The organism is Psychrobacillus sp. FSL K6-2836 (assembly GCF_038003085.1).
Lineage (GTDB): Bacteria > Bacillota > Bacilli > Bacillales_A > Planococcaceae > Psychrobacillus.
In genome coordinates, this window is sequence record NZ_JBBOOM010000001.1 from 2,263,476 (window position 1) to 2,288,875 (window position 25,400).

Annotated in this window: 25 protein-coding genes and 3 riboswitches; of the genes, 13 read left to right on the forward strand and 12 right to left on the reverse strand. The window is 36.4% G+C overall.

What is annotated here, in order from left to right; genetic code table 11:
- Positions 1-56: 56 nt before the first annotated feature.
- On the reverse strand, positions 57-1,457 hold the full coding sequence (locus MKY37_RS10585) for a purine-cytosine permease family protein (RefSeq protein ID WP_340776811.1): 1,401 nt from the start codon (positions 1,455-1,457) through the stop codon (positions 57-59).
- A gap of 187 nt (positions 1,458-1,644) precedes the next feature.
- A riboswitch (Lysine riboswitch) is annotated at positions 1,645-1,828 on the forward strand.
- 125 nt (positions 1,829-1,953) lie between these two features.
- On the opposite strand from MKY37_RS10585, the gene MKY37_RS10590 reads away from it, so the two are divergent.
- The 4 genes from MKY37_RS10590 to MKY37_RS10605 all read left to right on the forward strand — a co-directional run bounded on the left by MKY37_RS10590 (position 1,954) and on the right by MKY37_RS10605 (position 5,143).
- Positions 1,954-2,808: a transporter substrate-binding domain-containing protein gene (locus MKY37_RS10590; protein WP_340776814.1), complete on the forward strand. Its 855-nt coding sequence runs from the start codon at positions 1,954-1,956 to the stop codon at positions 2,806-2,808.
- Positions 2,809-2,870: 62 nt separating this feature from the next.
- Positions 2,871-3,632, forward strand: coding sequence for an amino acid ABC transporter permease (locus tag MKY37_RS10595; RefSeq protein ID WP_340776816.1), 762 nt, complete (start codon positions 2,871-2,873; stop codon positions 3,630-3,632).
- A gap of 18 nt (positions 3,633-3,650) precedes the next feature.
- The gene (locus tag MKY37_RS10600; protein WP_340776820.1) at positions 3,651-4,385 is read left to right on the forward strand and encodes an amino acid ABC transporter ATP-binding protein; all 735 of its coding nucleotides are present in this window, start codon (positions 3,651-3,653) and stop codon (positions 4,383-4,385) included.
- Between the two features lie 23 nt (positions 4,386-4,408).
- The gene (locus tag MKY37_RS10605; RefSeq protein WP_340776822.1) at positions 4,409-5,143 is read left to right on the forward strand and encodes a hypothetical protein; all 735 of its coding nucleotides are present in this window, start codon (positions 4,409-4,411) and stop codon (positions 5,141-5,143) included.
- A 383-nt stretch (positions 5,144-5,526) separates the two neighbouring features.
- On the opposite strand, the gene MKY37_RS10610 is transcribed toward MKY37_RS10605, so the two are convergent.
- Genes MKY37_RS10610 through mtnW form a run of 4 tightly spaced genes read right to left on the reverse strand, consistent with a single transcriptional unit; the run spans position 5,527 to position 8,571 of the window.
- Positions 5,527-6,060 carry a 1,2-dihydroxy-3-keto-5-methylthiopentene dioxygenase gene (locus tag MKY37_RS10610; RefSeq protein ID WP_340776825.1) on the reverse strand — a complete coding sequence of 178 codons (534 nt, stop codon included), beginning with the start codon at positions 6,058-6,060 and terminating at the stop codon, positions 5,527-5,529.
- A 15-nt stretch (positions 6,061-6,075) separates the two neighbouring features.
- Entirely contained in the window at positions 6,076-6,690 is a 615-nt protein-coding gene (locus MKY37_RS10615) for a methylthioribulose 1-phosphate dehydratase (protein WP_445323037.1), read from the reverse strand.
- Positions 6,687-7,352, reverse strand: coding sequence for a 2-hydroxy-3-keto-5-methylthiopentenyl-1-phosphate phosphatase (locus tag MKY37_RS10620; protein ID WP_340776827.1), 666 nt, complete (start codon positions 7,350-7,352; stop codon positions 6,687-6,689). The genes MKY37_RS10615 and MKY37_RS10620 overlap by 4 nt, the downstream gene beginning before the upstream one ends.
- Positions 7,353-7,356: 4 nt before the next feature.
- The gene (mtnW, locus tag MKY37_RS10625; RefSeq protein WP_340776829.1) at positions 7,357-8,571 is read right to left on the reverse strand and encodes a 2,3-diketo-5-methylthiopentyl-1-phosphate enolase; all 1,215 of its coding nucleotides are present in this window, start codon (positions 8,569-8,571) and stop codon (positions 7,357-7,359) included.
- 306 nt (positions 8,572-8,877) lie between these two features.
- A riboswitch (SAM riboswitch) is annotated at positions 8,878-8,982 on the reverse strand.
- A 158-nt stretch (positions 8,983-9,140) separates the two neighbouring features.
- Positions 9,141-9,297: riboswitch (SAM riboswitch) on the forward strand.
- Positions 9,298-9,372: 75 nt separating this feature from the next.
- Between mtnW and mtnK the strand changes: the two genes are divergently transcribed.
- The 6 genes from mtnK to MKY37_RS10655 all read left to right on the forward strand — a co-directional run bounded on the left by mtnK (position 9,373) and on the right by MKY37_RS10655 (position 16,583).
- Complete coding sequence (mtnK, locus tag MKY37_RS10630; protein WP_340776830.1) at positions 9,373-10,581, forward strand: S-methyl-5-thioribose kinase; 1,209 nt, start codon at positions 9,373-9,375, stop codon at positions 10,579-10,581.
- Positions 10,559-11,626 carry an S-methyl-5-thioribose-1-phosphate isomerase gene (gene mtnA, locus MKY37_RS10635; RefSeq protein WP_340776831.1) on the forward strand — a complete coding sequence of 356 codons (1,068 nt, stop codon included), beginning with the start codon at positions 10,559-10,561 and terminating at the stop codon, positions 11,624-11,626. Before mtnK ends, mtnA begins: the two co-directional genes overlap by 23 nt.
- Complete coding sequence (locus MKY37_RS10640) at positions 11,616-12,698, forward strand: sugar ABC transporter substrate-binding protein (protein ID WP_340776833.1); 1,083 nt, start codon at positions 11,616-11,618, stop codon at positions 12,696-12,698. Before mtnA ends, MKY37_RS10640 begins: the two co-directional genes overlap by 11 nt.
- Before the next feature lie 61 nt (positions 12,699-12,759).
- A complete protein-coding gene (locus MKY37_RS10645; RefSeq protein WP_340776834.1) occupies positions 12,760-14,265 on the forward strand; it encodes a sugar ABC transporter ATP-binding protein in 1,506 nt (501 codons plus the stop codon).
- The gene (locus MKY37_RS10650) at positions 14,240-15,259 is read left to right on the forward strand and encodes an ABC transporter permease (RefSeq protein ID WP_340776837.1); all 1,020 of its coding nucleotides are present in this window, start codon (positions 14,240-14,242) and stop codon (positions 15,257-15,259) included. The genes MKY37_RS10645 and MKY37_RS10650 overlap by 26 nt, the downstream gene beginning before the upstream one ends.
- Before the next feature lie 157 nt (positions 15,260-15,416).
- On the forward strand, positions 15,417-16,583 hold the full coding sequence (locus MKY37_RS10655; protein WP_340776839.1) for a TraB/GumN family protein: 1,167 nt from the start codon (positions 15,417-15,419) through the stop codon (positions 16,581-16,583).
- A gap of 612 nt (positions 16,584-17,195) precedes the next feature.
- Here the strand turns inward: MKY37_RS10655 and tatA are convergent.
- The 3 genes from tatA to MKY37_RS10670 all read right to left on the reverse strand — a co-directional run bounded on the left by tatA (position 17,196) and on the right by MKY37_RS10670 (position 18,753).
- Positions 17,196-17,399, reverse strand: a complete 204-nt coding sequence (tatA, locus tag MKY37_RS10660) for a twin-arginine translocase TatA/TatE family subunit (protein WP_211896070.1) — start codon at positions 17,397-17,399, stop codon at positions 17,196-17,198.
- Positions 17,400-17,454: 55 nt separating this feature from the next.
- A complete protein-coding gene (tatC, locus tag MKY37_RS10665) occupies positions 17,455-18,210 on the reverse strand; it encodes a twin-arginine translocase subunit TatC (protein WP_340776844.1) in 756 nt (251 codons plus the stop codon).
- Between the two features lie 306 nt (positions 18,211-18,516).
- Positions 18,517-18,753: a hypothetical protein gene (locus MKY37_RS10670; protein ID WP_340776846.1), complete on the reverse strand. Its 237-nt coding sequence runs from the start codon at positions 18,751-18,753 to the stop codon at positions 18,517-18,519.
- 414 nt (positions 18,754-19,167) lie between these two features.
- Here MKY37_RS10670 and MKY37_RS10675 point away from each other — a divergent pair, with 414 nt between their 5' ends.
- Complete coding sequence (locus MKY37_RS10675) at positions 19,168-20,394, forward strand: MFS transporter (protein ID WP_340776847.1); 1,227 nt, start codon at positions 19,168-19,170, stop codon at positions 20,392-20,394.
- 31 nt (positions 20,395-20,425) lie between these two features.
- Here the strand turns inward: MKY37_RS10675 and MKY37_RS10680 are convergent, their stop codons facing one another.
- From MKY37_RS10680 to MKY37_RS10690, 3 genes are read right to left on the reverse strand one after another with little or no spacing between them, the layout of a single operon-like run.
- A complete protein-coding gene (locus tag MKY37_RS10680; protein ID WP_340776849.1) occupies positions 20,426-21,070 on the reverse strand; it encodes a TetR/AcrR family transcriptional regulator in 645 nt (214 codons plus the stop codon).
- 24 nt (positions 21,071-21,094) lie between these two features.
- Complete coding sequence (locus MKY37_RS10685) at positions 21,095-22,201, reverse strand: ABC transporter permease (RefSeq protein WP_340776852.1); 1,107 nt, start codon at positions 22,199-22,201, stop codon at positions 21,095-21,097.
- Positions 22,179-22,919, reverse strand: a complete 741-nt coding sequence (locus MKY37_RS10690) for an ABC transporter ATP-binding protein (protein ID WP_340776854.1) — start codon at positions 22,917-22,919, stop codon at positions 22,179-22,181. Before MKY37_RS10690 ends, MKY37_RS10685 begins: the two co-directional genes overlap by 23 nt.
- A gap of 257 nt (positions 22,920-23,176) precedes the next feature.
- Here MKY37_RS10690 and MKY37_RS10695 point away from each other — a divergent pair, with 257 nt between their 5' ends.
- The gene (locus MKY37_RS10695; protein ID WP_340776856.1) at positions 23,177-24,268 is read left to right on the forward strand and encodes a CapA family protein; all 1,092 of its coding nucleotides are present in this window, start codon (positions 23,177-23,179) and stop codon (positions 24,266-24,268) included.
- A 15-nt stretch (positions 24,269-24,283) separates the two neighbouring features.
- The gene (locus tag MKY37_RS10700; protein ID WP_340776860.1) at positions 24,284-24,889 is read left to right on the forward strand and encodes a class I SAM-dependent methyltransferase; all 606 of its coding nucleotides are present in this window, start codon (positions 24,284-24,286) and stop codon (positions 24,887-24,889) included.
- 38 nt (positions 24,890-24,927) lie between these two features.
- Here MKY37_RS10700 and MKY37_RS10705 read toward each other — a convergent pair whose 3' ends face one another.
- The gene (locus MKY37_RS10705; protein WP_340776862.1) at positions 24,928-25,398 is read right to left on the reverse strand and encodes an SRPBCC family protein; all 471 of its coding nucleotides are present in this window, start codon (positions 25,396-25,398) and stop codon (positions 24,928-24,930) included.
- Positions 25,399-25,400: the final 2 nt, after the last annotated feature.

Genomic DNA, 25,400 nt, shown 5'->3' on the forward strand with positions numbered 1-25,400 from the left:
TTTGATTTATTCATTAGGGATTAGGGGTTAACTAAATTGAAAGAAGTAGTTAATGTTTATGCAATATAATCTTCATTGGGAATATCATCGGCAGTGCCTTTATTGTAATACTTACCTTTTGTTAATACCGCAATAAAAACTGTAAGAATTGCTGCTAAAATGGCTGCAAAAAAAGCAGCAGTACTTTGTAAAAAATTCCCCATATAACCTAGTGCTGCAAATGTGCCTAAGCCACTAGATACGATCAAAGATACAACTCCAACGGGATTCCATTTGTATAAATATTCTTGGCGCTCCTCATAATAACCATTACCAATTTTCAAAACTTTTTTTACGATTAATGCATCGGTAACTAGTATAGCTGCCCATGAAAGTAAAAATACACCTTGAAATGTCATAGCGGTATCTAAGTAATCAACAATGCCACCAAGCATTAGGGCTATTGCGCTGATTCCACTTACGACTACCCAAAACCGACGCCCGGGAGTAAATTTAAAGATGTTTTCAAAGAAGTTGGATAAAGATAAGGAACTACTATATATATTAGTAATATTTATACGTAGTTGGGTTAACATAGTGAATAATGCTCCGCCAATGCCAAGAAGCATTACAATATAAACTCCTGGATTCGGTTCACCTAAGCGAACACCAAACCATATGCCTAGACCACCCATAATACCGAAACAGAAAATTTGTGGTATAAAACCGATTGCCACAGATCCAACTTTAATATCCTTCGGTTTTAAAAAACGTGCATAATCCGAAGCTAGTAGGGCTGTTAGACCCATTATTCCGTGTTGAACTCCTATGCATAGAAGTAAAGCTTGTCCTCCAACTTGAACTCCTTCAGGTAGATAAGTCCAAAAAGGTCCTTCAAATACTGGAGTCTTATAAAACGAAATAACAATAGCTGCTATTAAGAAAACAACGAATATAGGTAAAGACCTCTTTTGTAATTTATCTAGCTGTTTAATGCCAAACCAATTTAAAGGTATAACGATAAAACCGAAGAAAATGATTAATGCCCACTCTTGTAGGTTGGGGAAGAAGGTATGAACCGCGGAAACTAAAATGAGACCTTCAAATGCACAATACATAATAAAGTTTGTCGCATAGAGGAAGGATGTTAAGGAAGCACCTATATAGCCAAAGCCTCCACTTCTAGATAATAAATTGACATTCATTCCAGATTTTGCAGATAAGTAAGCAATGAGGGTTCCCAGTATACCGGCAACTATTATTGCATAAATAGAGGAGATAATAGCATTAATTGCTCCAAATTGAAGAGCCATTACACTCCCCATTTGAAAGTAAAAAATCGCAGTGGCTATTCCGAACGTAATATTGGTTATGCTTAACCAACCCATATTTCTTTGGCTACGGGGCACCTTCTCTAATGAATAGTCTGTGTCTTTCTCTTCAGTTACTTTGTGATCTGTAAGTTGGACAGATCTCATAATATCAGCTCCTAATAAAAAATAATTATCCATGCGGGTAGACGCTTTGATAACTAAATTTCTTTATTTTTTTGACGCATCTATTCATTATAACATATACTTAGCTAAATATAATTCTAAAGTAGTTGACAGAAATATATGTGTATTGTAAACTATGAAACATAATTGAATACAGCCTCACTTAATATAGTGAGGTAGAGGCGCGATATTTAACAGTCCTTAGTGGAGTTTGAGAAGCTATGATTCTATGGAGAAGGAAATATCGCCGAAGTTTGTAATATTGCTCGGTATTACTTGCTGGGTCTGCAGTTAATAATTGCAGGACTGTCCACTATAAACATCCCAGTTTATAATGGTGTGCTATCTCATTTGGGAAAAGTAGAGGATTTAGGGCAACTATACATATTGCGACCTGAGTTCATCTCAGGTCTTTTTTTGTACAAGTTGTCTTTTTTTATAAGTAAGAACATATATTGATAAAAAGGGAGTAATTATAATGAAAAAGAGATTAGTATTTTTAACGATATTCGTAAGCTTTTTGTTTTTATTAGCAGCATGTGGAACAGATACTACAGAAACTTCAGGATCTTCCTCTGACGATACTAAAGAAGCAGCTGTAGATACGTTTACAGTAGGTTTAGAAGCTGGTTATGCACCTTTTAACTGGACACAACTAGATGACTCCAATGGTGGAGTGAAGATTGATGGTAACGCAGAATATGCCGGTGGATATGATGTAGAAATTGCTAAACGCATTGCAGACGGATTAGGAAAAGAACTAGTTATCGTTAAAACAGAATGGGATGGACTTGTACCATCATTACAATCAGATAAAATCGATGCAATTATCGCAGGAATGTCACCTACTGAAGAGCGTAAAGAAACAATTGACTTTTCGGAAAACTATTACACATCCAACTTTGTTATGGTTGTGAAAAAAGGTGGTTCTTTTGAAGGGGCTACTTCTATTCAAGACTTTAGTGGTGCTAAAATCACAGGCCAGCTGAATACTTCACATTATGGTGTAATCGATCAAATTAAAGGTGTGAAAAAACAACCAGCATCTGATAACTTCTCCGCAATGCGTGTAGCATTGGAATCTGGAGTTATTGATGGCTATGTATCTGAACGCCCAGAAGGGATTAGTGCTTCTTCTGCAAATGAAAACTTCGCAATGGTTGAATTTACAGAAGGATTTAAAGCTGCAGAAGAGGATACAGCAGTGGCAGTAGGGTTGAAAAAAGATAGTGATTTAACTGAGCAAATCAACAAAATTTTAGCGGAAATTTCTGAAGAAGAGCGACAAGAAATTATGGATGCTGCTATTCATAACCAACCAGCGGCGAAATAAGGATGAAGTGATACCGGCTGCATCTTTTTGCAGTCGGTTTTTATTTGGAAGGAGGGAAATACATGAGCATAGAATATATTATTTCGATGATTACAAGTAACTGGCCGATGTTCCTTCGTGGAGCAGGAATGACGTTATTAATCTCTATAATTGGGACGATTATTGGAGCGGTTATTGGTTTGCTGGCAGGGGTTATTCGTACAATTCCTACGCCCGAAAGAAAACTAAAACGCATTCTATTAAAAATAGTTAATCTGATACTTTCTGTATATATTGAATTTTTCAGAGGAACACCAATGATTGTACAAGCAATGGTGATATTCTATGGGTCCGCGCTAGCCTTTGGAATAGATATGGACCGCACTATGGCAGCGATATTCATTGTTTCGATTAACACGGGTGCTTATATGGCAGAAATTGTGCGAGGTGGTGTCATCTCGATTGATAAAGGGCAATTTGAGGCTGCACAAGCAATTGGCATGAATCACGTTCAAACAATGTGGAGTGTTGTTTTACCTCAAGTAATCCGCAATATTTTGCCAGCTACAGGCAATCAATTTATCATAAATATTAAAGATACTTCGGTATTAAATGTGATCGGTGTCACGGAACTATATTTTCAAGCGAAAACAGTTGCAGGTATAAGCTTTAAGTACTTTGAGCCTTTCTTTATAGCATGTATTTTGTATTTCGTCATGACGTTTACTGTAACATTAATATTACGTTATATAGAAAGAAAATTAGATGGACCAGAAAACTACAGCATGATTGGACAGCCACCACCACAACTTATGGTAACCAAAAATAATACTAATTTAGATTAAACGAAGGAGGAAAAATCTGTGGAAAATGTCATCGAAGTTCAACATTTAAGTAAATCCTTCGGAAATCATGAGGTTCTAAAAGATATAGATTTTTCGGTGAACAAGGGAGAAGTTGTTTGCATCATAGGTTCCTCTGGATCAGGAAAGTCCACCTTACTTCGTTGTATAAACTTGTTAGAAAAGCCCAGTGGCGGACAAATTATTTATAACGGGGAGAATATTTTAGATGAAAAACATGATATTCATGCCTACCGAACAAAGCTAGGAATGGTTTTCCAACAATTTAACTTATTCAATAACCATAATGTGTTAAATAACTGTATGGTCGGTCAAGTAAAAGTGTTAAAACGCTCTAAAGAAGATGCCGAAAAAATTGCGTTAAAATACTTAAAAGTAGTCGGAATGGATCATTATGTAAATGCCAAACCAAAGCAATTATCAGGCGGTCAAAAGCAACGTGTTGCGATAGCTAGAGCACTTTCTATGGAACCAGATGTCATGTTATTTGATGAACCAACCTCGGCACTTGATCCAGAAATGGTTGGAGAGGTGCTGAAAGTGATGAAAGAGCTAGCAGGTACGGGCCTTACTATGTTAATAGTTACACATGAGATGGAGTTCGCTAAAGAAGTTGCTGATCGAGTTGTTTTTATGGATAAAGGAGTAATTGCCGAAGAAGGTCCTCCTGAACAAATCTTTAACAATCCAACAGAAGAACGAACAAAAGCTTTCTTAAAACGAACATTAAGCTAACAACCGCTTGGAGGAATCGATAGGTGAACCTTTTCAATCTGATTAAAAAAGACCAAGAATACTGGCTTGTGGATCAGCTAAAAGTATCTCATATTCCAAACATAGAATACTTAGTTGCATTTGATAAATTATTAACAGAGTGGAAGGCACAAAAAGTAGCCTATCTATCTCTTCTGATGGATGAAGAGAATGAGGATTGGCTGTTAAAGCGTGGTTTCAAGAAAGTGTCTTCTATTGTGGAGTATACAAAGACATTGGTGGGCCCATTTAATAATATAAGTACTTTTCAAGTAGATGCACTTTCTAATAGCCTAGTTACTGATTCGGAATTTGCTATATTGTACGATTCATGCAGAAGTGGTTCGGCTAACAAGAATAAGTTGTTTTCTATCAGTCAAATAATGGAGTCACTTGAACGTGAATTAGGTACTGATTGGCGAGAACAGTGCTTTATCTTTTCTCAAGATGGTATGAATTATGGAATCAGTATTCCTCATATTGAACAGGGTACTACTGATGAGGGAAGAATGTTTTATTTTGGGGTTGTACCAGAGCGACGAGGAAAAGGATATGGCAAGATATTTCATTCTATTACATTGGAACTTTTGAAAACATTAGGTGCCAAAACTTATGTAGGAAGTACAGACACAGGGAATGCCCCTATGAGACGTATTTTTGAAGCAAATGGATGTATTTTACGAGATATTAAAGGTATCTACCGAATAGACATGAAAAAAGTGGATGAACTCATAAAATGAGTCATCCACTTTTTTTAAGATTAAGTATATAAAAGGGACCCGTGAAATTAGGGGTTCTATTTTGAAAGGAAGGATGAAAAAGGTGATTTTCTTTTATGCTAGTGGAAATACAGGGAAATAATAAGTATTCACTAAACAAAGAAGCGAAATAACGAACGAATTTGCATATTCTAGGCCCACATGATGTGGATCAGACAGTCGTTGAGAAATTTCTTTTTATTTTGCGACGAGCTTTTCGTAGAAGCACCACGATGTCGCGTACTTAGACTGTCAGTCCTTCTATGAATAGGAAAGTAGCTTTGCTCTAGTTCCGTTTTTTCTTATTTTTAGAGAAATAGATTGGAAGCTGCTCCTTAGTTAATTCCTACAAGGAGTATTTATTTTTATTGTTCTACTGCTTCCTCTTGATAAACTGGAACCCAGCCCTCTGTTGTTACAAATATGCGAACAGCAACAACTTTACGGTCCTCTGATAATGTGAAGTAATGTGTAATATTCTCAGGTACGGATATCAAATCACCAGGTGAAAGATGAACTTCAAAGTAGCCTTTGTCCTTGCCTTGTATTATGAAGACACCATGGCCACTTACAATATAACGAACTTCATCGTCCGTATGAAGGTGCTTGCGTTCGAAATTTTTTAACAGTTCATCTAAATTAGGGTTTGAATCAGATAGAGAAATAATATCAGCTGCTTGATAGCCACGACGGGTAGAGATATCGTCTATTTCCACTTGGAAAGCTTGTAGAATCTCTTGCTTTTCTTCGTCGTTTAAGTCGAATTTTTCACGAAGATTTTCTGGTAACTTGTCATTATCCCAATGTTCATAAATTACTTCCTGACTTTCTAAAAATGCTGCTACCTCGTTTTGTACTTCAATTGTTTCACTTGTTTCTTGGATTTTAATAATAGCCATCAAAAATCTTCCTTTCTATTTTGAGTGTATTTGATGTAATGCTAATTGATATTGAAATAAAAACTCACAAGCCTCAAGGAGTTTTTTAGCTTCGAACCCATCTTTTCCCCAAACTGTTATACCATGGTTCCGAATAAGTATAGCTCCCTTGTCAGCAGAAATAAAAGATGTAAACTCTTCTGCAAGTTTCGGAATATGAGCGTAGTTTGGAATAATTGGTATAGAGAGTATTGCATCCTCTTCCCACATTCCAAATGCTTTAATAAGTTCAATGCCTTGAAAATCAACTGAACCTTTATCGCCGTATAATTCAGAGATAACGTTATTGGCAACTGTATGGATGTGTAGACTGCAACCTGCATTTGTCTCTCGATATATTGCACAGTGTAGTAATGTTTCGGCAGATGGAGTTAAATGAGTATTTTCTACTGGATTTCCAGTGGCATCAACAAGTAAAAAATCTTCTGAAGTCCTCTTTTTTTTATCTTTTCCGCTTGCAGTTACTAAAAACTCTATAGGATTATCATTTACTTTAATAGCAAGATTTCCGCTAGTCCCCATAAACCAATCTCTTGCAGCTAACTCATCTTTTATATTCGCAAGTTCTTCCCATTTATCTTGTAAAGTCATAATTTCACACCTAATTTAGCATCAATAATCTTTATCACATCGTGGAAGTTCTCAAATGGCTCATAGGGAATATTTATTTCCTCGCATTTTTCGATTAAGAAGTCTCTTGCGATAATGATATCTCCCAATTTTGCTGCTTCTAAATCAGTAATAGAATCGCCAATTACAACACTCATAGCATCTTGGTCAAGCAGAGTACGAATAATAGATGGTTTACAGCAACCACAGCCTTGGCTCGTGCATTGTTCATCACAGCTATGTGGAAAATCAATGTGAATTGTATCCTTGGAAAATTCTGATGTATTACAATAAACTCCTGCAAATGGCCCGAATGGTTCTAGTAGCTTATGGACGAAAAAGTCTATACCGCCACTTACGATATAAAGTGGTATGTCATGCTTTTTTGTAAAGGATACAAATTCACTAAATCCATCGCGAATAATCGCCTGCTTAAGTACAAAAGAAATAATTTCATCTTTTGACTCGATAGGTAGGAGAGCGAACATTTTTGCTACGCCTTCTCGTATGGAAATTCGTTGACCTAAAATATCATCTTTAATCGGTGTCCATTCTGGTGGAGCAAACTTTTTCATAATTGCCATAATATTATCCTGATTGGTAATGGTTCCATCAAAGTCACAAAAAACTACAAGTTTACTCATATAATCACCCCCATAATTCAATTGCTGTTTTTAGTTCACTATGTTGTTTCGCTGCCTGTTCTAACGGAATACCTTCCAAAACAGCTGATACGGCCTGCCTAAAAGCTAAACCACCTCCTGTTGCACCTGCGGGATGCCCATGTACACCCCCGCCTGCATTAATAATGCTATCAATTCCATAGTCATCCATTAATAGTGGTACGAGACCGGGGTGAATTCCTGCAGATGGAACTGGAAAGCATTGTTTAACCTTGCTGATTTTTGTTAGCTCTTCACCTAAAGAAAGAGCTATAGACTTTTCAAGCGCAACGCTACCATAAGGAGAAGGGAACAATGAAAAGTCTGCTCCTGCATAACGAGTAAGTTTTCCAAGAACTAGTGATGTTGAAACCCCATAAAATGCTGAGGACGTTAATGCTCCACTATAAGCCGGGTGTGCCATAAGTGGCAATTGGATTTCCTCGTCTTCCGCTAGCTCTTGAAGAACGTCTAATCCATAAGTGTGAACATTAAATAGGAGTGCATCTGCTCCAAGTTCTCGGGCTTTTTTGGCCTTATCTTTTAACTCGAATGTACGTCCCGACAAATTTACTGCATATAAAGTACGATGCCCGGTGTCTTCATACACTTGCCTCAAGACTTCGCGCCCAGTAGTAATACGTGTTTCAAAAGGAGTAAGTGGGTTTTCGAATAGAATTTCATCATCTTTTACAAGATCAACTCCACCGAGTGCCTGCTGTTTAAGCTGCTCGGCTAAATAGTCAATATCTCTCCCAATGACTCCTTTGAATATACTCATAACTAGTGGGCGTTCATGGACTCCTAATATTTCTCGGATTCCTTGTATGCCGAAGCGTGGACCAGGGAAATGAGACAACATATTTAGATCGAATTGTAAATCTAATAACTTTACTTCACCGTCTAGCGATAGTTTGCCGAAGACTGTTGTTAAAATTGCCGGAATATCAGTAGAAAAATTTGCTGCAGGATAGAATATTTTAATTTCTCCCTTAATTTTTTCCGGTTGAATGGGATGTAGGATGTCCTTAAATTCAGTAACAGATATTACAATTCCTTTATGCTTTTTTAGCTGTTCCTGTTCTAATAAAGCTAAACTGGTCCAAGAACCAATAGTCAATCCAAGTGCAATATCTTCCGCCTTTTTTTCAAAAGAACCAGATTTTCCGTATAGTTGATAGTGCGCGGTAATTCCGCTCATTTTTTCACTCCTAACTTAATAAATGTGCAAGCGTCTATGCTTGGGAAGTCAGTCTAAGTTCGCGACATCGTGGTGCTCCTGCGCAAAGCTCGTCGCAAAATAAAAAAACATTTCGCAACGACTGACTGACCTACATCCTGTGGGCCTCCGACTAGCGCTTGAAGAATTTCACGAAAAGGCGTCTTGTTCCTTTGCTGAAATTCTGAAGCGGCACGAGGAGCTGGATAGAATATAAGAAAAGCGCAAGCGCTCAACGGATAATATAAAAAACCTCTTCAAATAAGAAGAGGTTAATAGTTTAACAACTTCTTATTTCTCAGCCTGTTGGCTGCAAGAATTAGCACCGTGTTCAAAATTGAATCGGTTGCCGGGTATCATAGGGCTTGTCCCTCCACCTGCTCTAAATAAGAAAATATTCAGTTGAATTATTTAATAAATTACATTGATTATTCCATGCATTAAAAATTCTGTCAACAAAAAAATTAAAAATTATATTTATTCGAAATACTGTTGACATAACTTTTTCTAGTATGCTAGGATTCTAAACAAACATCAATAGTAGTACCGCACTCTTATCAAGAGCAGGCAGAGGGATAATGGCCCGATGACGCCCAGCAACCGACCGTAATACCGTTGTGAGACGGGGCGCTTTATGCGCCGGAATGTAAAATTCCGTAAGGCACGGTGCTAATTCCATCAGAAAGTTTACTTTCTGAGAGATAAGAGGTTCAGAATCTCTTATTCTTAGCCTCTTTCTTTTGGAAAGAGGTTTTTTATTTTTTAAATGAGAGGGAGATAGTAATGGCGGTAGTAGCGACGAAAAAATACGAAGCATTAACTAAAGAAACGGCAATTTCACTGGCAATTGAATTATCATTGTTCTCGAACGAAGCTCCATTAGTTTGTGAAGAGATTGGTGATGGAAATTTAAACTATGTATTCCATATAGCAAATCGAGCAAGTGGGCATGGAGTTATTATTAAACAGGCCTTACCCTATGCAAAAGTAATCGGGGAGAGTTGGCCACTTACACTGAAAAGGGCAAAGATTGAAGCGAGTGCATTACAAAAACATGGAGAATATGCTGCCGCTCTAGTTCCCAAAGTTTATGCAACAGATGAAAATTTAGCAATCACGGTTATGGAAGACTTATCTCATCTAGAAATAGTGCGTGAGGGTTTGATAAAAGGGGAGTCCTATCCTAAACTGTCATCTGACATTGGGGAATATCTGGCTTCGACACTTTTTCATACTTCTGATTTTGCACTTCATCCCTTCGAAAAAAAAGCGCTTGTTGTAGAATTCTCTAATCCAGAATTGTGTAAGATCACGGAGGACTTAATCTTTACGGATCCTTTTTTTAATCATGAAACTAATGACTTTGAACCTGCATTACGATCAGAAGTGGAAGAAATATGGAATAATAATTTATTAAAGCTCGAAGTAGCAAAATTAAAAAGAAGCTTTTTGACAGAAGCTGAAGCTTTGCTACATGGAGATCTTCATACGGGAAGTATATTTGCGAGTGAAGAAGAAACTAAAGTAATAGATCCAGAGTTTGCTTTTTATGGTCCTATTGGATTTGATATAGGCTTATTTTTGGCAAATTTAATAGTTCAATCTATAACCAGAGAAGGCGAACAACGTGAAGTCATACATAGTCATATTCATAACACATGGATCACTTTCTCCGGTAAATTTTCGGAGTATTTGAAACAGAGTGAATTTGACTTATTTAATGACGTTGAGGGATATGAGGCATTTGTGTTAGGGAAAATATTTCATGATTCATTAGGATTTGCAGGGTGTGAGCTTATTCGTAGAACAATTGGACTGGCACATGTGAAGGACTTGGATAGTATTGAAAACCAAGAACAACGAATTTTACTAAAAAAACAAACTCTTAAGGCTGGTGAAAGATTAATAGTGAGTCATAAGGAAATAGACTCAATAGATGCAGTAATTGAGTTGTTAGGAGAAATAAAAAGTGAGTATTCCATTATCAATTAAGTGGGAAGGTAAGCAGTTAATAATCTTAGATCAACAGAAGCTTCCGCATGAAATTGTCTATATAAAACTAGAAACACTTAAAGATGTTTACGAGGCCATAATTACCCTAAAAGTTCGTGGAGCTCCTGCCATAGGGATTACGGCGGCATATGGATTAGCTATGGAGGCGCAGAACTATAAAACAAATTCAATGATAGATTTTCTAGAAATACTAGAAAAGGATGCAACATACTTGGGCAAATCGCGACCAACTGCTGTCAACCTGGTTTGGGCACTTAAGAGGTTGCTAAAAGTAGCAAGTCATATGGATAATGTTCTGATTGCAAAAGAGCTACTAGTTAAAGAAGCAATGAGAATCCATAAGGAAGACGAGGAGTCCTGTCAGAATATTGGTGAATTTGCACTTTCTTTATTTGAAGATAAAACCAAAGTAATGACTATTTGCAATGCGGGTTCTATTGCTACTGCAAAGTACGGTACCGCATTAGCACCTTTTCACTTAGGAAAAGAACGTGGCAAAGAGTTTGAAGTATTTGCATGTGAAACTAGACCTGTCTTTCAAGGAGGCAGGCTGACAGTGTGGGAGCTACAGCAATCAGGTGTCGATGTGACACTTATTACCGATAGTATGGCTGCTCACACAATAGGGGCAAAAGGAATAGAAGCAATTATTGTTGGAGCTGATCGGATAGCTAAAAATGGTGACACAGCAAACAAAATAGGAACTCTTAACTTAGCTATTCTTGCTTCCGTATATGGAATTCCATTTTATGTGGCCGCACCATCCTCTACATTCGATTTATCCATAAATAATGGAGAAGAAATACCAATAGAAGAAAGGAAAGCAGAGGAAATTATTATTATTAACGACAAAGCTATTGCCCCAGTAAATACAAAAGTATTCAATCCTGCGTTTGATGTGACACCATCAAAATATATAAGCGCTATTATTACAGAAAAAGGTATTATCTATCCAAATTATAGTGAAAACATTTCAACTCAACTAGCGGTTTCAAATGAAAAGGAGAAAATTTATGAAAACTAATAAGTATTGGTTATTATTTGCGATTATGGTTATTGGAGTATTGTTAGCCGCATGTCAACCAAAAGCAGAGGGAGAAGTAAGTACTTCATCTAGCAGTAAGGCAGAGGCTTCAGACCATCCGCTAGCTGGCAAGAAAATTGCATTGGTTATGCAACAAAATTTAGGGACATTTTCAGCTCAATATATTGAAGGTGTAAAAGAGCAAGTAGAGAAATTTGGTGGAACTGTCACAGTGTTTACTTCTGAAGGGGATTTATCTAAAATGGCTTCCAATTTGGATGCCGCGGTGAACCAAGGGGTTGACGGTATTTTAATAGATCACGGTACCAAAGAAGCGCTGAACCAAGGGGTAGAGAATGCAGTTGCAAAGGGAATTCCGGTTGTCGCATTTGATGCGGGAGTTGAAGTTGAAGGAGTAACTTCTTTAGAACAAGGTGATGAAAAAATGGCCCAAATGACGCTAGAAAAACTAGCGGAAGATTCAAATGGTGAAGCGAATATCGTGAAAATATGGGTAGCAGGTTTTGCACCGATGGAAAGAAGACAAATAGCATATGAGAATTTTCTAGGAGAGAATCCAGGGATTAAAGAAATCGCGACATTCGGAGCAGCAACACAAAATACTGCTTTAGATACTCAGTCACAAATGGAAGCGGTATTAAAACAATACCCTAACGAAGGTGAAATTACAGCTGTTTGGGCTGCGTGGGACGAGTTTGCCAAAGGTGCAGTTCGAGCAATAGAACAAGCAGGGCGTACGGATATTAAGGTATATAGTATCGATATGAGTGATGAAGATTTACAAATGATTCAAAATGACAATAGTCCCTGGGTTGCGTCGGCAGCGGTAGATCCTAAGGATATCGGTCGTATTCAAGTTCGTTATTTATATCAAAAAATTAGTGGGGGTAATGTAGAAGAAAAAGTCGTATTAGAGCCAGTTTTTGTAGAAGCCTCTAAATTGCCGGAAGAAACAGTAACGACGAATGAACTCAGTGATCATATTGAAGGTTGGGGAGCAAGCGATCAAGGCTACACAGATGAATTAAAAGGATTAGAAGAAAACAGATAACTTAAAAAGAATTTAAGCTGTCCTGTTTATGGGACAGCTTTTTCTAAGAAAGGAGCAATCGATGCAGAATTCTTATCTTAATATGAAGGCTATAGATAAATCATTTGGAAAAGTAAATGCTCTGAAAAAGGCTGAATTTGAACTTAAAAAAGGTGAAGTACATGCCTTACTTGGTGTAAATGGTGCAGGAAAAAGTACACTTATGAAAGTACTCTCGGGTGTGTATGAGCATGACAAGGGAGAAATTTTGTTAGAAGGAGAAAAAATACGTATACATTCCCCTAAAGTCGCAAAGGATTTTGGAATCTACTGTGTATATCAAGAGGTAGATACTGCAATCGTTTCAGAGCTCTCGGTTGCAGAAAATATATTGCTGGATTCCATTGTTGCTGGTACTAATATATTTATCTCCAAAAAGAAACTACATAGCGTAGCACAAAATGCCTTAAAGCAATTACAAGCTGAGGATATACCGGTAGAAAAACCAGCATTTATGCTTTCTCTGGCAGAAAAACAGTTGGTATTGATAGCGCGTGCGCTAGTAAGTTCTGCAAAGATTATTATCTTCGATGAACCAACGGCGCCCCTATCTCTTTATGAATCTACAAAGTTATTTTCAGTTATTAAAAAGCTAAAAGCAAATGGAGTAGGGTGTATATTCATATCTCATCGACTACCAGAAGTATTTGAAATTTGCGATCGGATAACTGTTATGGGCGAAGGTACGTTAGTAGGGACCTATAATATTACCGAGACTAGCCAAGAAGAGATTATTGAAGCTATGCTAGGAACTTCTTATAGCAAAGATTTTCCTGTTCGTACACATACATTGGGAAATATATTACTTCGTGTTAAAGATATTTCGAGAGGAGAAAAGGTAAGGAATATTTCTTTTCAAGTGTCTGAAGGAGAAGTTGTTGGTATTGTCGGTCTTGTTGGGGCAGGAAAAACAGAGTTAGCTAAAACATTATTTGGATATTCTCCACATACAGAAGGAAGTATTGAAATCTTAGGAAACACCTTAAAAATAAAGCATCCAAAAGATGCGATAAAAGCAGGCATGGCTCTAATTCCAGAAGAAAGACGAAAAGAAGGGCTATTTGTTCATGAATCATTGCAAACCAATGCATCTTTCCCTAATTTACAAAGTTTTTCTCGTTTCTTATTTATGAATAAAAGGAGAGAAAAGTCATTTGCGAAAGAGATTATTGAGCGTTTACAGATTAAAACAAGTAGTACAGAGACACCACTTGTTTATTTAAGTGGAGGAAATCAGCAAAAAGTTGCCATTGGTAAATGGACCTCTCTCGATTCGGCTCTTTATTTGTTCGACGAGCCAACAAAAGGCGTAGACATTGGTGCAAAAACAGATATTTATAGGATGGTTCGTGAGTTTGCTGAAAAAGGGAAGGGTTGTCTTTACTTTTCAAGTGAAATTCATGAAGTTCTAGGAATTTCTGATCGCATTTTAGTTATGTATGATGGTCAAATCGTGAAGGAATTATCACGGAAAGAAGCGACCCAGGAAAGGATTTTGCTTTATGCAAGCGGTGGTAAAGAAAAATAAGTTGCAAGAAAGAGGTATCAATTTTTTATTTAAGTTTGGGGCTATTGCGTTACTTATTTGTATTATTATTTATTTTAGTTCAATAAGTGATGCCTTTTTTACATATGCAAATTTCACAGATATTCTACGCTCTATTTCTATCGTTACCCTATTAGCATTGGGAGTGACTTTCACACTTGTAGTAGGAGGTTTTGACTTAAGTGTAGGGTCTACAATGTCGCTATCGACAGTTGTGACGGCATCTCTAATGGTTTGGTATGAGATGCCTTTATGGCTTGTATTAATTGTACCAATTCTAGTTGGAGTATTAGTGGGTTTGTTTAATAGTTTCCTTATTGTAATTATAGGTATTCCTGATTTACTAGCAACATTAAGTACGATGTATATTGTTGCGGGCTTTCATCGGACATATACAGAAGGATACTCAATTTACAATAATATGCCACTTACATCAGGTGGAACTGCTCCAGGGCAATTTTCAGAGGCATTTCTTTGGATCGGCCAAGGTAGATTACTTGGGTTACCTGTACCTGTTTGGATTATGTTAATACTAGTGGTAGTAGCTTATATTGTTCTCAATCATACACGCTGGGGCCGTATATTATATATGACGGGTGGAAATGAGGAAGCTGCAACATTGTCGGGAGTGAACACACGTAAAGTGAAGTTCATCGCTTATATTATTTCTGGAATTTTTGCTTCATTGGCAGGAGTATTATTCACAGCTAGGGTAGGTTCGGGTCAAATTGATGCTGGTACCCCACTTTTAATGGAGGCAGTTGCTGCAGTTTTCGTTGGCTATTCCGTTTTAGGAATTGGGAAGCCTAATGCACTGGGTACTTTTTTTGGAGCAGCAGTAATTGGAATCTTATTGAACGGCCTAACCATTTTAAATTTACCTTATTATGCATTTGATATTATTAAAGGAACAGTATTAGTTTTGGCACTGGCAGTAACTTACGTTTACGCAAAGAAACGTTTTTCTCGGGCTTAGTGGGGAGAACTTGGCAAAAAAATAAAGTTTTTTCAAAAAATTTATAAATAAAATGGAATCATCGTTGAAATTTATGATAATCTACTTCATTATGAAAGATAGAGAATCTCTTAATGGTATTACTAAGAGATAATACATTAGACGAAGGAAGTAGTTTATGTCCGAGGAAAATATTACACGTTTATATGTGAATGATAAGGAAATTATATTGATCGGAACGGCACATGTATCAAGACAGAGTGCAGAACAGGTAAAGGAAGTTATCGATAGAGAACAGCCAGATTCTGTTTGTATTGAATTGGATGAGCAAAGATACCAATCTATTATTGATAATAATAAGTGGAAACAGACAGATATTTTTAAGGTTATTAAAGATAAGAAAGCTACACTACTATTAATGAACCTGGCAATTTCTTCTTTCCAAAATCGGATGGCTAAACAGTTTGATATAAAGCCAGGTCAGGAAATGATTCAAGGTATAGCAAGTGCGAAAGAGAATGGAGCAGAGCTTGTATTAGCAGATCGTAATATCCAAACTACTTTTTCACGTATATGGCATAATCTTGGATGGACTGGGAAATCACAATTACTTACTTCCGTTTTCTTTAGTATTTTCAGTAAGGATACTATATCGGAAGAAGAAATGGAGAATATGAAGTCCAAGGATACTTTAAATGCTGTTTTAGCAGAGTTTACAGAATCTTTTCCAAAGCTAAAAACACCGTTAATCGATGAGCGTGATCAGTATTTAGCTCAAAAAATTAAGGAAGCGCCAGGGAAGAAAGTTATAGCGGTTTTAGGTGCTGCCCATGTGCCTGGTATTACAAAGGAAATTCATAAGGAGCAGGATTTAGCTGAATTATCAGCTTTACCGCCAAAGTCAGTTGTCCCTAAAATAATCGGTTGGGCAATTCCGATTTTGATTGTCGCATTAATTGTGTTTACATTCATAGCAAATCCTTCTGCAGGTTTTGACCAGGCACTTAGCTGGATTCTTTGGACTGGTTCAATGGCTGCAGTAGGAGCAGCGGTAGCATTAGGACACCCATTAGCAATTTTAGCAGCATTTATCACGGCACCAGTTACAGCACTTCATCCTATTTTAGCGTCAGGTTGGTTTTCAGGACTTGTCCAAGCATATATCAAGCGCCCAACGATAGCCGATTTTGAAAGGTTATCAGAAGATGTCTTTACGATTAAAGGGTTTTGGAGAAACAAAGTAACTAGGGTATTACTCGTAGTTGTGTTAACTAACTTGTTCGGATCGTTCGGTACCTTTATAGGTGGAGCGGATGTTATACGAGTATTTTTCAAAAATCTATAGCCAGAAAATCCCTTGTTAAGCATTAATGCATAACAGGGGATTTTTCAACAGAAAGTATATAAACATGCACCTTTACACGGGGGTTCATGGGACTTGAAAGAAGGACTAATACCGCTGATTAGAGAGTGTAGTATTCAACAAGAAGATTTACCATAGCTTATTGCTCAGATGATGATAACAATAGTAGTCAAAGATAATATAGGGGGAAACCGTCAATTAGGGATACTATTCTGTAATAGAGCATGAAGAAATTGGATCTTCGAGCTTCCACTATGAATAGGAAAGTAGCTTTTCTCTAATTAATCAAACATGCATTATCCTGTTTCTAGAAGTTGTAGGAGGGCGACAGACAGGCAAATGCCATAAGATTACCGAAAAAGAGAGACTGGTTGTGACGTCTGTCACAACCAGTCTCTCTTAAAAAATCACTCGGTAATAGTATAGCAATAAGTCTGTCTAAAGCCCTTCGAAAACGATAGAAACAGGTTTTTCCTAACAGTAGCTTTGTGAAACTTTACAGGCAATAATTGGACTGGGAGGGTTTGAAGTATCTATTAAAAATTGATCAATCAAAAAACCAACTATCCGGTGAAAGATAGTTGGTTTTTATTATTATGCTTTCTTTTTAGTGTCTGCTTCTTTGTCATCCAATTTAAACTCTTCGGTAACATCATCGACGATGTCTTTTGTAGAGTTTTTGAATTCTCTTAACGTTTGTCCAACTGCTTTACCTAATTGAGGTAATTTAGATGGTCCGAAGACGATTAAAGCAATTATTAAAATGATGATTAATCCTGGTACTCCAATGTTTGGCATGGAAGTTCCTCCTCTAGGTGATAGTATATAAATTCAGTGGCAAGTGCGCATTAATTTATTGCTCTAAAATTTGGTCCTCAAGTGCTTGTTTTGCAAGTTGTTTTTTATAAGACCAGCTGGAAACAAGAATACTAATTTCAAACAGCAATAACAATGGAATGACAATAATAAAGTCAGATATGAAGTCTGGTGGAGTAATGGAAACTCCTACGACTACTAGTACAAAGTATGATACTTTTCTCATTTTTCTTAGTCGATCTGGAGTTATTATACCCAATTTGGTTAGAAACAGTATAATAACAGGTAATTCAAATACAATACCTACGGGAATCACTAGATTGAACATAAAAGTGAAATATTGCTTCATCCCATAGGTCTCTAATGCACCGATTGAATCGTTGATATTAGACATAAAATTCAGCATAAGGGGGAATAGTATGTAATAACTAAAACTGATTCCTATTAAAAATAAGAAAAATGACACCGGAATAAAATAGCCTGTACCCTTTACTTCATTTTCATTAAGGCCTGGTCTTACGAATAACCATATTTGATGTAGGGCAATTGGTAAAGTTATTAATATGGCTAGTATTAACGCACATTTAACATAAATCATTAAACCATCTGTATAACCGAAAACATTCCATTCAACATTTATAGCAGTAGGTTGTTGTTTTAAGAAAGTAAGTGTTTTTGGGGCCAACCAAAATCCTAAAGCAAGGGAAAGAATGAAAGTCGATGCAACAATTATAAGTCTTTTTCTAAGTTCTGTTAAATGTTCAACAAGCGTCAGTTGTTGTTCTTGATTCATTTTTGATAACACCCCATTTTCTCAAATAAAGTGAAGCTTGTTTATATAATGCAGTATCCTTCTGCAATCCATTATACCCAGTAAATGTTCTTTTGTATCATCTACACATTATACTCTTTAAGAATCAATTGTAAATAAAAGACCGCTTATTGTCACTAATAAAACAAGTATTAATACATTATTTAACTATTTTGAAAGGGCGTATTTATTAGAATTTAAGAACTTTATTTAATTAGGTAAATTTAAGCCTATAAATATATACAAATGTTGAATGAATGTACGTGTAGCAGAGGCTATCCAAACTTATTATTTAGCAACCTCGTTTTTGGTAAGATAGGAAAGTATATAAAATGACCTGTGGATATTGGATCTATGGGAATTTAAAGAATGAATAATATAGCTGATTTCCATTTCAGGCAAAGGAACAAAGGCTAAGAGTGCTACAAACGTGGTTGCAACTCCTTCGTGATCAACATCTTGTTGGTCTCCGAGATAGTGAAAACCATCTGTAATCGCAGCTGAATTAGTAAGTATTTGCCTCATAAAGAAGCGAAATATAGAACGAAATTGCATATCCGTCAGCTTCCTCAGTGAATAGGAAAGTATCTTTCTTTAGTTATCCAAAAGCGCACTTACCTGTTTTTAAGAGTTGTAGGAGGGCGACGGACAGGCAAACGTCATAAGATTACCGAAAAAAAGTGATATTGGTTGTGACGGACGTCACAACCAATATCACTAAAAATTTACTCGGTAATCATATAGAAAATGTCTGTCCAAAGCATTTCAAAAACGCTAGAAACAGGTTTTGATTTAAAGGATTGGGTGTCTTTTTGTCTGGTTTTTCTTAAAATTGTAAATCGTATAAATTTTGTGTCTCGAAGTACTTGTTTTCTATCAAAGCAAGTATATAATAATTCTAGCATATCCTCTATTAAAAATTGATGGGGCTGACAGAATTTGAGACCGTATAATGAGAAGATTAGTATTTACCATGGAATGGCATCTACGATAGCACTTAACTTTTCCAATAATTTTTTCCCTATTTTTGCTATAACCATATTAGGGGCAACTAATTATCAAGTAGGATTAATTAGCTCGTTACCTCCATTAATGGCACTGTTAATGACAATACCAGCAGCAATCCTACTTAATCGAGCAAGCACACAAAAGAAACTAGTTGCGATGTCTGTTTTACTTGCAAGGTTAATGTTTTTGCTTATTGTACTTGTTGTTTATTTACCTTCTGATTCGTTTCAGTCATGGGCTTTCCTAGGGATCATTGCTTTTATCAGTGTTCCGAACACGATAGCCAATGTAGGGTGGCAAACATTGATAAGTGGAATGATTGATGAATCGAGAAGAGGGCAATTTTTTAGTGATCGCAATCGCCTGTTAACGCTGGTTGGACTTATATCAACATTGCTTATTGGGATATTAATGAAAGATGCTACTGAAAGTATTATTGCCTATCAAATTCTGTTCGCACTAGCCTTTGGATTCGGATTACTAGAAGTATTTTTCCTATTAAAACAAGAAGAAGACGTTGTTGAAACATCAGGTGAGCAAGTAAGAAAGAAATGGATGGACTGGAGCATTTTTAAATATTCAAGCTATGTTTGGTTTTTGGCAGCTGCTCTTTTATTTAACTTTGGTTGGCAAATGGCTTGGGGCTTGTTCAATATTTATAATGTCCGAATAGCAGGTGCAACAATATTTTGGATTAGTATGTTCTCTGTTGGAAGCATGCTTATGCAGTTTTTAACGTTCCCGTTATGGAAGAAATGGGCAGATAAGTATTCTAATATGCAAGTCTTCATATGGGCGGCAATTGGAATGGCAACAACCCCGTTTTTAACAGTTCTATCGACAAACCTATACTATTTAACCCTAATTCAAACAACTTCAGGATTTTTCTTATCCGGTACTGTTCTATTGTTATTTAACTTGTTGTTGGAGCAATCACCTGAAAGGTACCGTACGTACTGTATTACCACGTATAATGTGCTCCTTGCCTTCGTCGCATTCATTGCACCACAGGTTGGGATTTGGTCATTGAATCTTATCGGAATGAATTTGTCTATGTACATTAGCTCAGGATTGCGATTACTAGGAGCGGGTGCATTTTTGTATGTGTTTTTACTAAATCAACGATCATCACAATCCAAAAAAGAAAAGCATGCTTAGTAGCACATGCTTTTCTTTTTAGATAAAATGTCTATTTTGTTCCTACTCCACGGAGGATAAATTGAATAGTGAGCTCTGATTCCAGCTCGTCATCCCATTCGCTATTTGGAAAGAAAATGTACCGTGAGATTAAGTAACCAAATATACTTGTAACAGCGAATCGAACTATGCTAGGTGGGGGGATATCGATTATTTGACCCTTTTCTTGGTAATTCACAATAATTTCCAAAACCCGCTCATATGTTTTTCTGGCTATTTGTTCTACAAATTGCTCACGTAACTCAGGCTGGAAAGGGATTTCCTGTATCAAAATTTTTATAACTGGAAGTAGTTTTTTAAATACTTCTCTTCTGTTTTCAATTGTTGCCCTTAGGAAATCTTCAACATTTTCATATGGTTCATCTAATACCTTATGAAAATCCTTCACAATTAACGGACCAACTATCCTAGTCATAAGTGGAGCAACTATAGAAATCAGCAATGTTTTTTTTGTTTTATAATGCTTGAAAATAGTTCCCTCAGCAACCCCGGCCTTTTTAGCAATCTCGCTTGTAGACGTAGCAGCATAGCCTTTTTCGGAAAATGTATCAATGGCTGCAAGGATTATTTTTTTTTGTTTGTCGGTTAATTTTTCGTCATCAAAAAGTTGTTCTAACAACGTTTCTTCTTCTGCCATAGTTTACTCCTCTCCAAAAGCGTACTAAATTTTACGGTATTTTTTTAAAGCAAATATATTTAAAATGATAAAGAGTAAAGCAAATCCAAGCAATACAAAAAGACCATTTTTAATATTATCTAATCCTAATCCTTTATACATAACGTCCACTAATGCATTTCCACCATAGTACATGGGCATAAACTTTGAAATGACTTGCATCCACTCTGGCATTCCCTCCATCGGTAAAATCCCGGCAAAGAAAACTTGAGGAATAATTGCGATTGGTATAAATTGCATCATTTGAAACTCAGAGTTTGCAAAAGCTGACAATAAAATCCCAAGTAATAACGCAACAAGTGCTAAAGACAAATTAATCAGTACTACATTCCAGAGTGAACCTACAAGCATGATATCTAATACTTTTATCGAGAAAAATACTACAATTAGTGTTTGCACTATAGCGAATAACCCATATCCGATTAAATAGCCAAAAACAATTTCGTATCTTCGGATAGGAGTTGCCATTAAACGGTCCAAGGTGCCGGTCGTCCGTTCGCGTAATAACCCAATTCCAGAAATAAGAAAGACAAAGAAAAATACAAAGAAACCGACTAAAATAGGGCTTAACTGATCAAAGAAGGTGGTGTCCTTAGTTCCGTATATAAAAGAAGTATTAATATTAAGTACTTCTGGTGGCTCCAAATTTAATGTATTACTTGGTAGTTTACTGTCAATATTTTCTAAGACTTTTGAAAAATTGCTTGCTTGTTCTTTTGAGTTTACTGCAGTAATTGCTTGCAATACCTTTGTTTGTAAAACCTTTGCTGTTGAAGGTTGATCGTTAGTAATAGTTAGATCTATTTCCTTACCTTCAAATAAGAGCATTCCATCTAATTGGTCATTTGAAATATTTTGCTGTACATTGTTTAACTGTTTGTAATTAACAATATCAATTTCTAGCTGTTTTAATTGTTCTATAATAGCTACGTCTACGCCTACAACACCGAGCTTTGGAGAGACTGTGTCAGCATCTAATAAATAATGAAGCAGAGTTAATATAACAAGCGGTGCAACCATCATTAGAGCGAGTGTGCGTTTATCACGCAGCATTTGGATGCAAATTCGTTTAACTAGTGCTACTATATTCATCTTTTTCACCTCCTGATTTTAAGAAAACCTCTTCTAGGCTACTTACCTTGTATAGGTTTTTCAATTCAACCGGTGTGCCATTTGAAATAATTTCTCCGTCCTTTACCATAACGAGTCGATCACATTTGTCTGCTTCATCCATAACATGAGTAGTGATTAAAATGGTTTTCCCTTCATCTTTGAGACGATTAATCTCAGCCCATATAGACTTCCGCAACGCAGGGTCAATTCCGACAGTAGGTTCATCTAATATTATAATTTGTGGATCATGTATAAGAGCAACCGCTAAGGAAAGTCTTCTCTTCATACCTCCAGAATAGTTTTCTACCCTTTTAGAAAGGTGAGCTGTAAGGTTAACTAGGTGTGCTACGTAAGCAATTCGTTTCTTTTGTGCATTTTTGTTTAATTTGAACAGTGATGCAAAAAAGGAAAGGTTTTCTCTACCTGTTAAGTCATTGTAAAGTGCATCTGCTTGTGCCATATAGCCAATTTTTTGCAGCAACTTCAAACTTGGTACCTGAGTATTTAATACCTCCACATGACCACTGGTTGGCTGATCCATTCCGACGATGATTTTAATAAGGCTCGTTTTACCTGAACCGGATGGACCGATTAGCCCAAACACCTGCCCGGGTTTAACTGAAATGCTAATATTATTTAAGATTACTTTTTTGCCGTAAATTTTTCTTACTTGGTTTAATTCAATAGTTGAAGTCATTTTATACCTCCTTTTTATTAGAAAGTGAGTAATCACTCACTACAATTATATACTTAATAATGGCAGGGTCAATAGTTGATTTTGCAAGTCAAAACATGATTATACTTAGGGTTATAGCAACGTATTTGTATATATGAAATGCTGGATGTCTTGTATACTATGAAAGGGATTAGAATAGATAGCAGCTATTATTCTTATAAGTATATAAAGATTATTTTGTATAAGTAATGTGATTGAGGTATATGATTGGAGTGGAGGTGATATTTATCAAAGCTTTAGCTGCTTTTTTAGTCGTTGTTATTTCCGTTTTGCTATATTTTAATATACAAATAGAGGAACCTCTACAATTTAATAAAGAGTTCCACGGGAAACAATTTTCGACATTTTATATGGATTACAAGGAAGAAAAAATAGAGATTGCGATGATTGGAGACATATTACTACATTTACCGCTTTATAATTATATGAGTTTTATTCCTTCTTTTTCTCCTGTGCAGGAAGAGTTGAAGTCTGTCGATTTGTTAATAGCAAATCAGGAATCCTTACCGGCAGGTGGAGTATTTGGATTATCTGGTTACCCAAACTTTTCTAGTCCTCCGCATATTATTGGAGACTTAAAGGATATTGGTGTAGACGTTTTATCGATAGCTAATAATCATACACTCGACCAAGGGGAAGCGGGTCTTCTCGAAGCAATTCAACAGATGGAGAAGATAAAAATGCCATATGTTGGTGCTTATAAATCACTAGAGGACCAACAGGTAGATCGGATATTCGAAGTGGATAATATATCACTTGGAATTCTTGGTTATACGTATGGAACAAATGGTCATGAAACTCCGGAAGGGAAGGACTATTTAGTAAATCGGATAGATGAGAATCGAATTATAGAGGAAATAAAAAAGTTAAAAGCAAAGGTAGACTTTGTTGTTGTTAGCATCCATTGGGGTGCGGAATATAACCTTGAGGCAAATGATATGCAGAAACAGCTTGCTCAGTCGATTGCAGATGCAGGTGCAGATATTATATTCGGTCATCACCCTCATGTTATTCAACCCTATGAACTGATTTTATCAGAAAGTGGTCATCGGACACATGTGTTTTATTCGTTAGGAAACTTTTTCTCGGGTCAAAAAGACGAGTATACTAATATTGGTGGGATTGCTAAAATAGAAATTTTAAAGAAAAATGTTAATGGTGAACAAGTAATAACTATAGAAAATCCTAGCTTTACATCGACAGCCGTTGTGATAGGTGAACCCTATACGGTTAACTTTTTAAAAAATGTTGAGAGTGATATAGGAAAAGCGGATGCATGGGTGCAACAGCATGTATTTGGAGTAGAGTGAGCTAGGAGGTAACGTGTGAAAGAACAAGATCATGACCGATTGTTACGTATAAAGACTGAAGGTATAAGAGAGTGGCAGCATCAATCGTCTCACTATAATCGATATGAAGCGACACCGTATTCAGCTTTGGAGATTCTCTTTGACGAATACGAATGGAGCTCAACCGATCGTTTTGTGGATTTTGGATGTGGTAAGGGGAGATTCCCATTTTACGTTTACCACCATTTGCACGCCTCAGCAGTTGGGGTAGAAATGAATGGTCAGCTCTATCAAGAGGCTATGGAGAACCTGGCTAGATATATGGAACGTGCCAAAAGCTCAAGAGCTTCGATTCAGTTTGAACATATATTTGCCGAAGGGTATGATATAGACAAAGAAGACAATCGATTTTATTTTTTTAATCCATTTTCGCTACAGATTTTTCAAAAAGTAATAGATAATATTCTTCGATCTGTTGAAGATTATCCACGTTCAGTGGATGTCATTCTCTATTATCCAACCTCAGAATATAGTCATTTTCTCGAGGTCTATACAGTGTTTGAATTATGGAAGGAAATTCGACTTCCGGGTTTATATGAAGAAAATAATAATGAACGGTTTTTAGTTTTTCGATTAGAATAAGTGAAGCACTCCGCTAATAACAGTGGAGTGCTTTTATTTTATAAATTATTTAGAAGCTCTTTATATTTCTCGAGCCATACTTTCCATTCATCTTCTCGGATAATTGCATCTTCGTCTAGCAATGCTTTTATCACATCTAAACAGACATGCCAGCCTGCTAGATCTTTAGCCGTTTGTTCATTTATAGAAGAGATTGTTTCTAGGAATATCAATTGGCAACCACCGCTTATAGGGGATAATTCAAATCTAGCGATATCTGTGTCCCATTCAAATGCTAAAGTTTTTAATGATTCATAATCAAGGATTTTCATATCGATAAAGGTACCATCTTGCATATCGAACTTAATAATTCCACCTTTACGGAGATTTACTATTTGCAGCTCATCAAACCATTGTTTAAGCTTCGTATTATCGGTTAACATGGCCCATACTGTTTCTACGGAATGCTGGAATTGTCTTTCGTATCGTGCGATATAGTTACCGTTTTCTTTTCGAATCGTAGCAATCATGA

What these genes read in the sequence shown, in the direction of transcription:
- MKY37_RS10585 (WP_340776811.1), bottom strand. Translation starts at nt 1,457, where the DNA reads ATGAGATCTGTCCAACTTACAGATCACAAAGTAACTGAAGAGAAAGAC.
- MKY37_RS10590 (WP_340776814.1), top strand. Translation starts at nt 1,954, where the DNA reads ATGAAAAAGAGATTAGTATTTTTAACGATATTCGTAAGCTTTTTGTTT.
- MKY37_RS10595 (WP_340776816.1), top strand. Translation starts at nt 2,871, where the DNA reads ATGAGCATAGAATATATTATTTCGATGATTACAAGTAACTGGCCGATG.
- MKY37_RS10610 (WP_340776825.1), bottom strand. Translation starts at nt 6,060, where the DNA reads ATGGCTATTATTAAAATCCAAGAAACAAGTGAAACAATTGAAGTACAA.
- MKY37_RS10615 (WP_445323037.1), bottom strand. Translation starts at nt 6,690, where the DNA reads ATGACTTTACAAGATAAATGGGAAGAACTTGCGAATATAAAAGATGAG.
- MKY37_RS10620 (WP_340776827.1), bottom strand. Translation starts at nt 7,352, where the DNA reads ATGAGTAAACTTGTAGTTTTTTGTGACTTTGATGGAACCATTACCAAT.
- mtnW (WP_340776829.1), bottom strand. Translation starts at nt 8,571, where the DNA reads ATGAGCGGAATTACCGCGCACTATCAACTATACGGAAAATCTGGTTCT.
- mtnK (WP_340776830.1), top strand. Translation starts at nt 9,373, where the DNA reads ATGGCGGTAGTAGCGACGAAAAAATACGAAGCATTAACTAAAGAAACG.
- MKY37_RS10640 (WP_340776833.1), top strand. Translation starts at nt 11,616, where the DNA reads ATGAAAACTAATAAGTATTGGTTATTATTTGCGATTATGGTTATTGGA.
- MKY37_RS10645 (WP_340776834.1), top strand. Translation starts at nt 12,760, where the DNA reads ATGCAGAATTCTTATCTTAATATGAAGGCTATAGATAAATCATTTGGA.
- MKY37_RS10650 (WP_340776837.1), top strand. Translation starts at nt 14,240, where the DNA reads ATGCAAGCGGTGGTAAAGAAAAATAAGTTGCAAGAAAGAGGTATCAAT.
- MKY37_RS10655 (WP_340776839.1), top strand. Translation starts at nt 15,417, where the DNA reads ATGTCCGAGGAAAATATTACACGTTTATATGTGAATGATAAGGAAATT.
- tatA (WP_211896070.1), bottom strand. Translation starts at nt 17,399, where the DNA reads ATGCCAAACATTGGAGTACCAGGATTAATCATCATTTTAATAATTGCT.
- tatC (WP_340776844.1), bottom strand. Translation starts at nt 18,210, where the DNA reads ATGAATCAAGAACAACAACTGACGCTTGTTGAACATTTAACAGAACTT.
- MKY37_RS10670 (WP_340776846.1), bottom strand. Translation starts at nt 18,753, where the DNA reads ATGAGGCAAATACTTACTAATTCAGCTGCGATTACAGATGGTTTTCAC.
- MKY37_RS10680 (WP_340776849.1), bottom strand. Translation starts at nt 21,070, where the DNA reads ATGGCAGAAGAAGAAACGTTGTTAGAACAACTTTTTGATGACGAAAAA.
- MKY37_RS10685 (WP_340776852.1), bottom strand. Translation starts at nt 22,201, where the DNA reads ATGAATATAGTAGCACTAGTTAAACGAATTTGCATCCAAATGCTGCGT.
- MKY37_RS10690 (WP_340776854.1), bottom strand. Translation starts at nt 22,919, where the DNA reads ATGACTTCAACTATTGAATTAAACCAAGTAAGAAAAATTTACGGCAAA.
- MKY37_RS10705 (WP_340776862.1), bottom strand. Translation starts at nt 25,398, where the DNA reads ATGATTGCTACGATTCGAAAAGAAAACGGTAACTATATCGCACGATAC.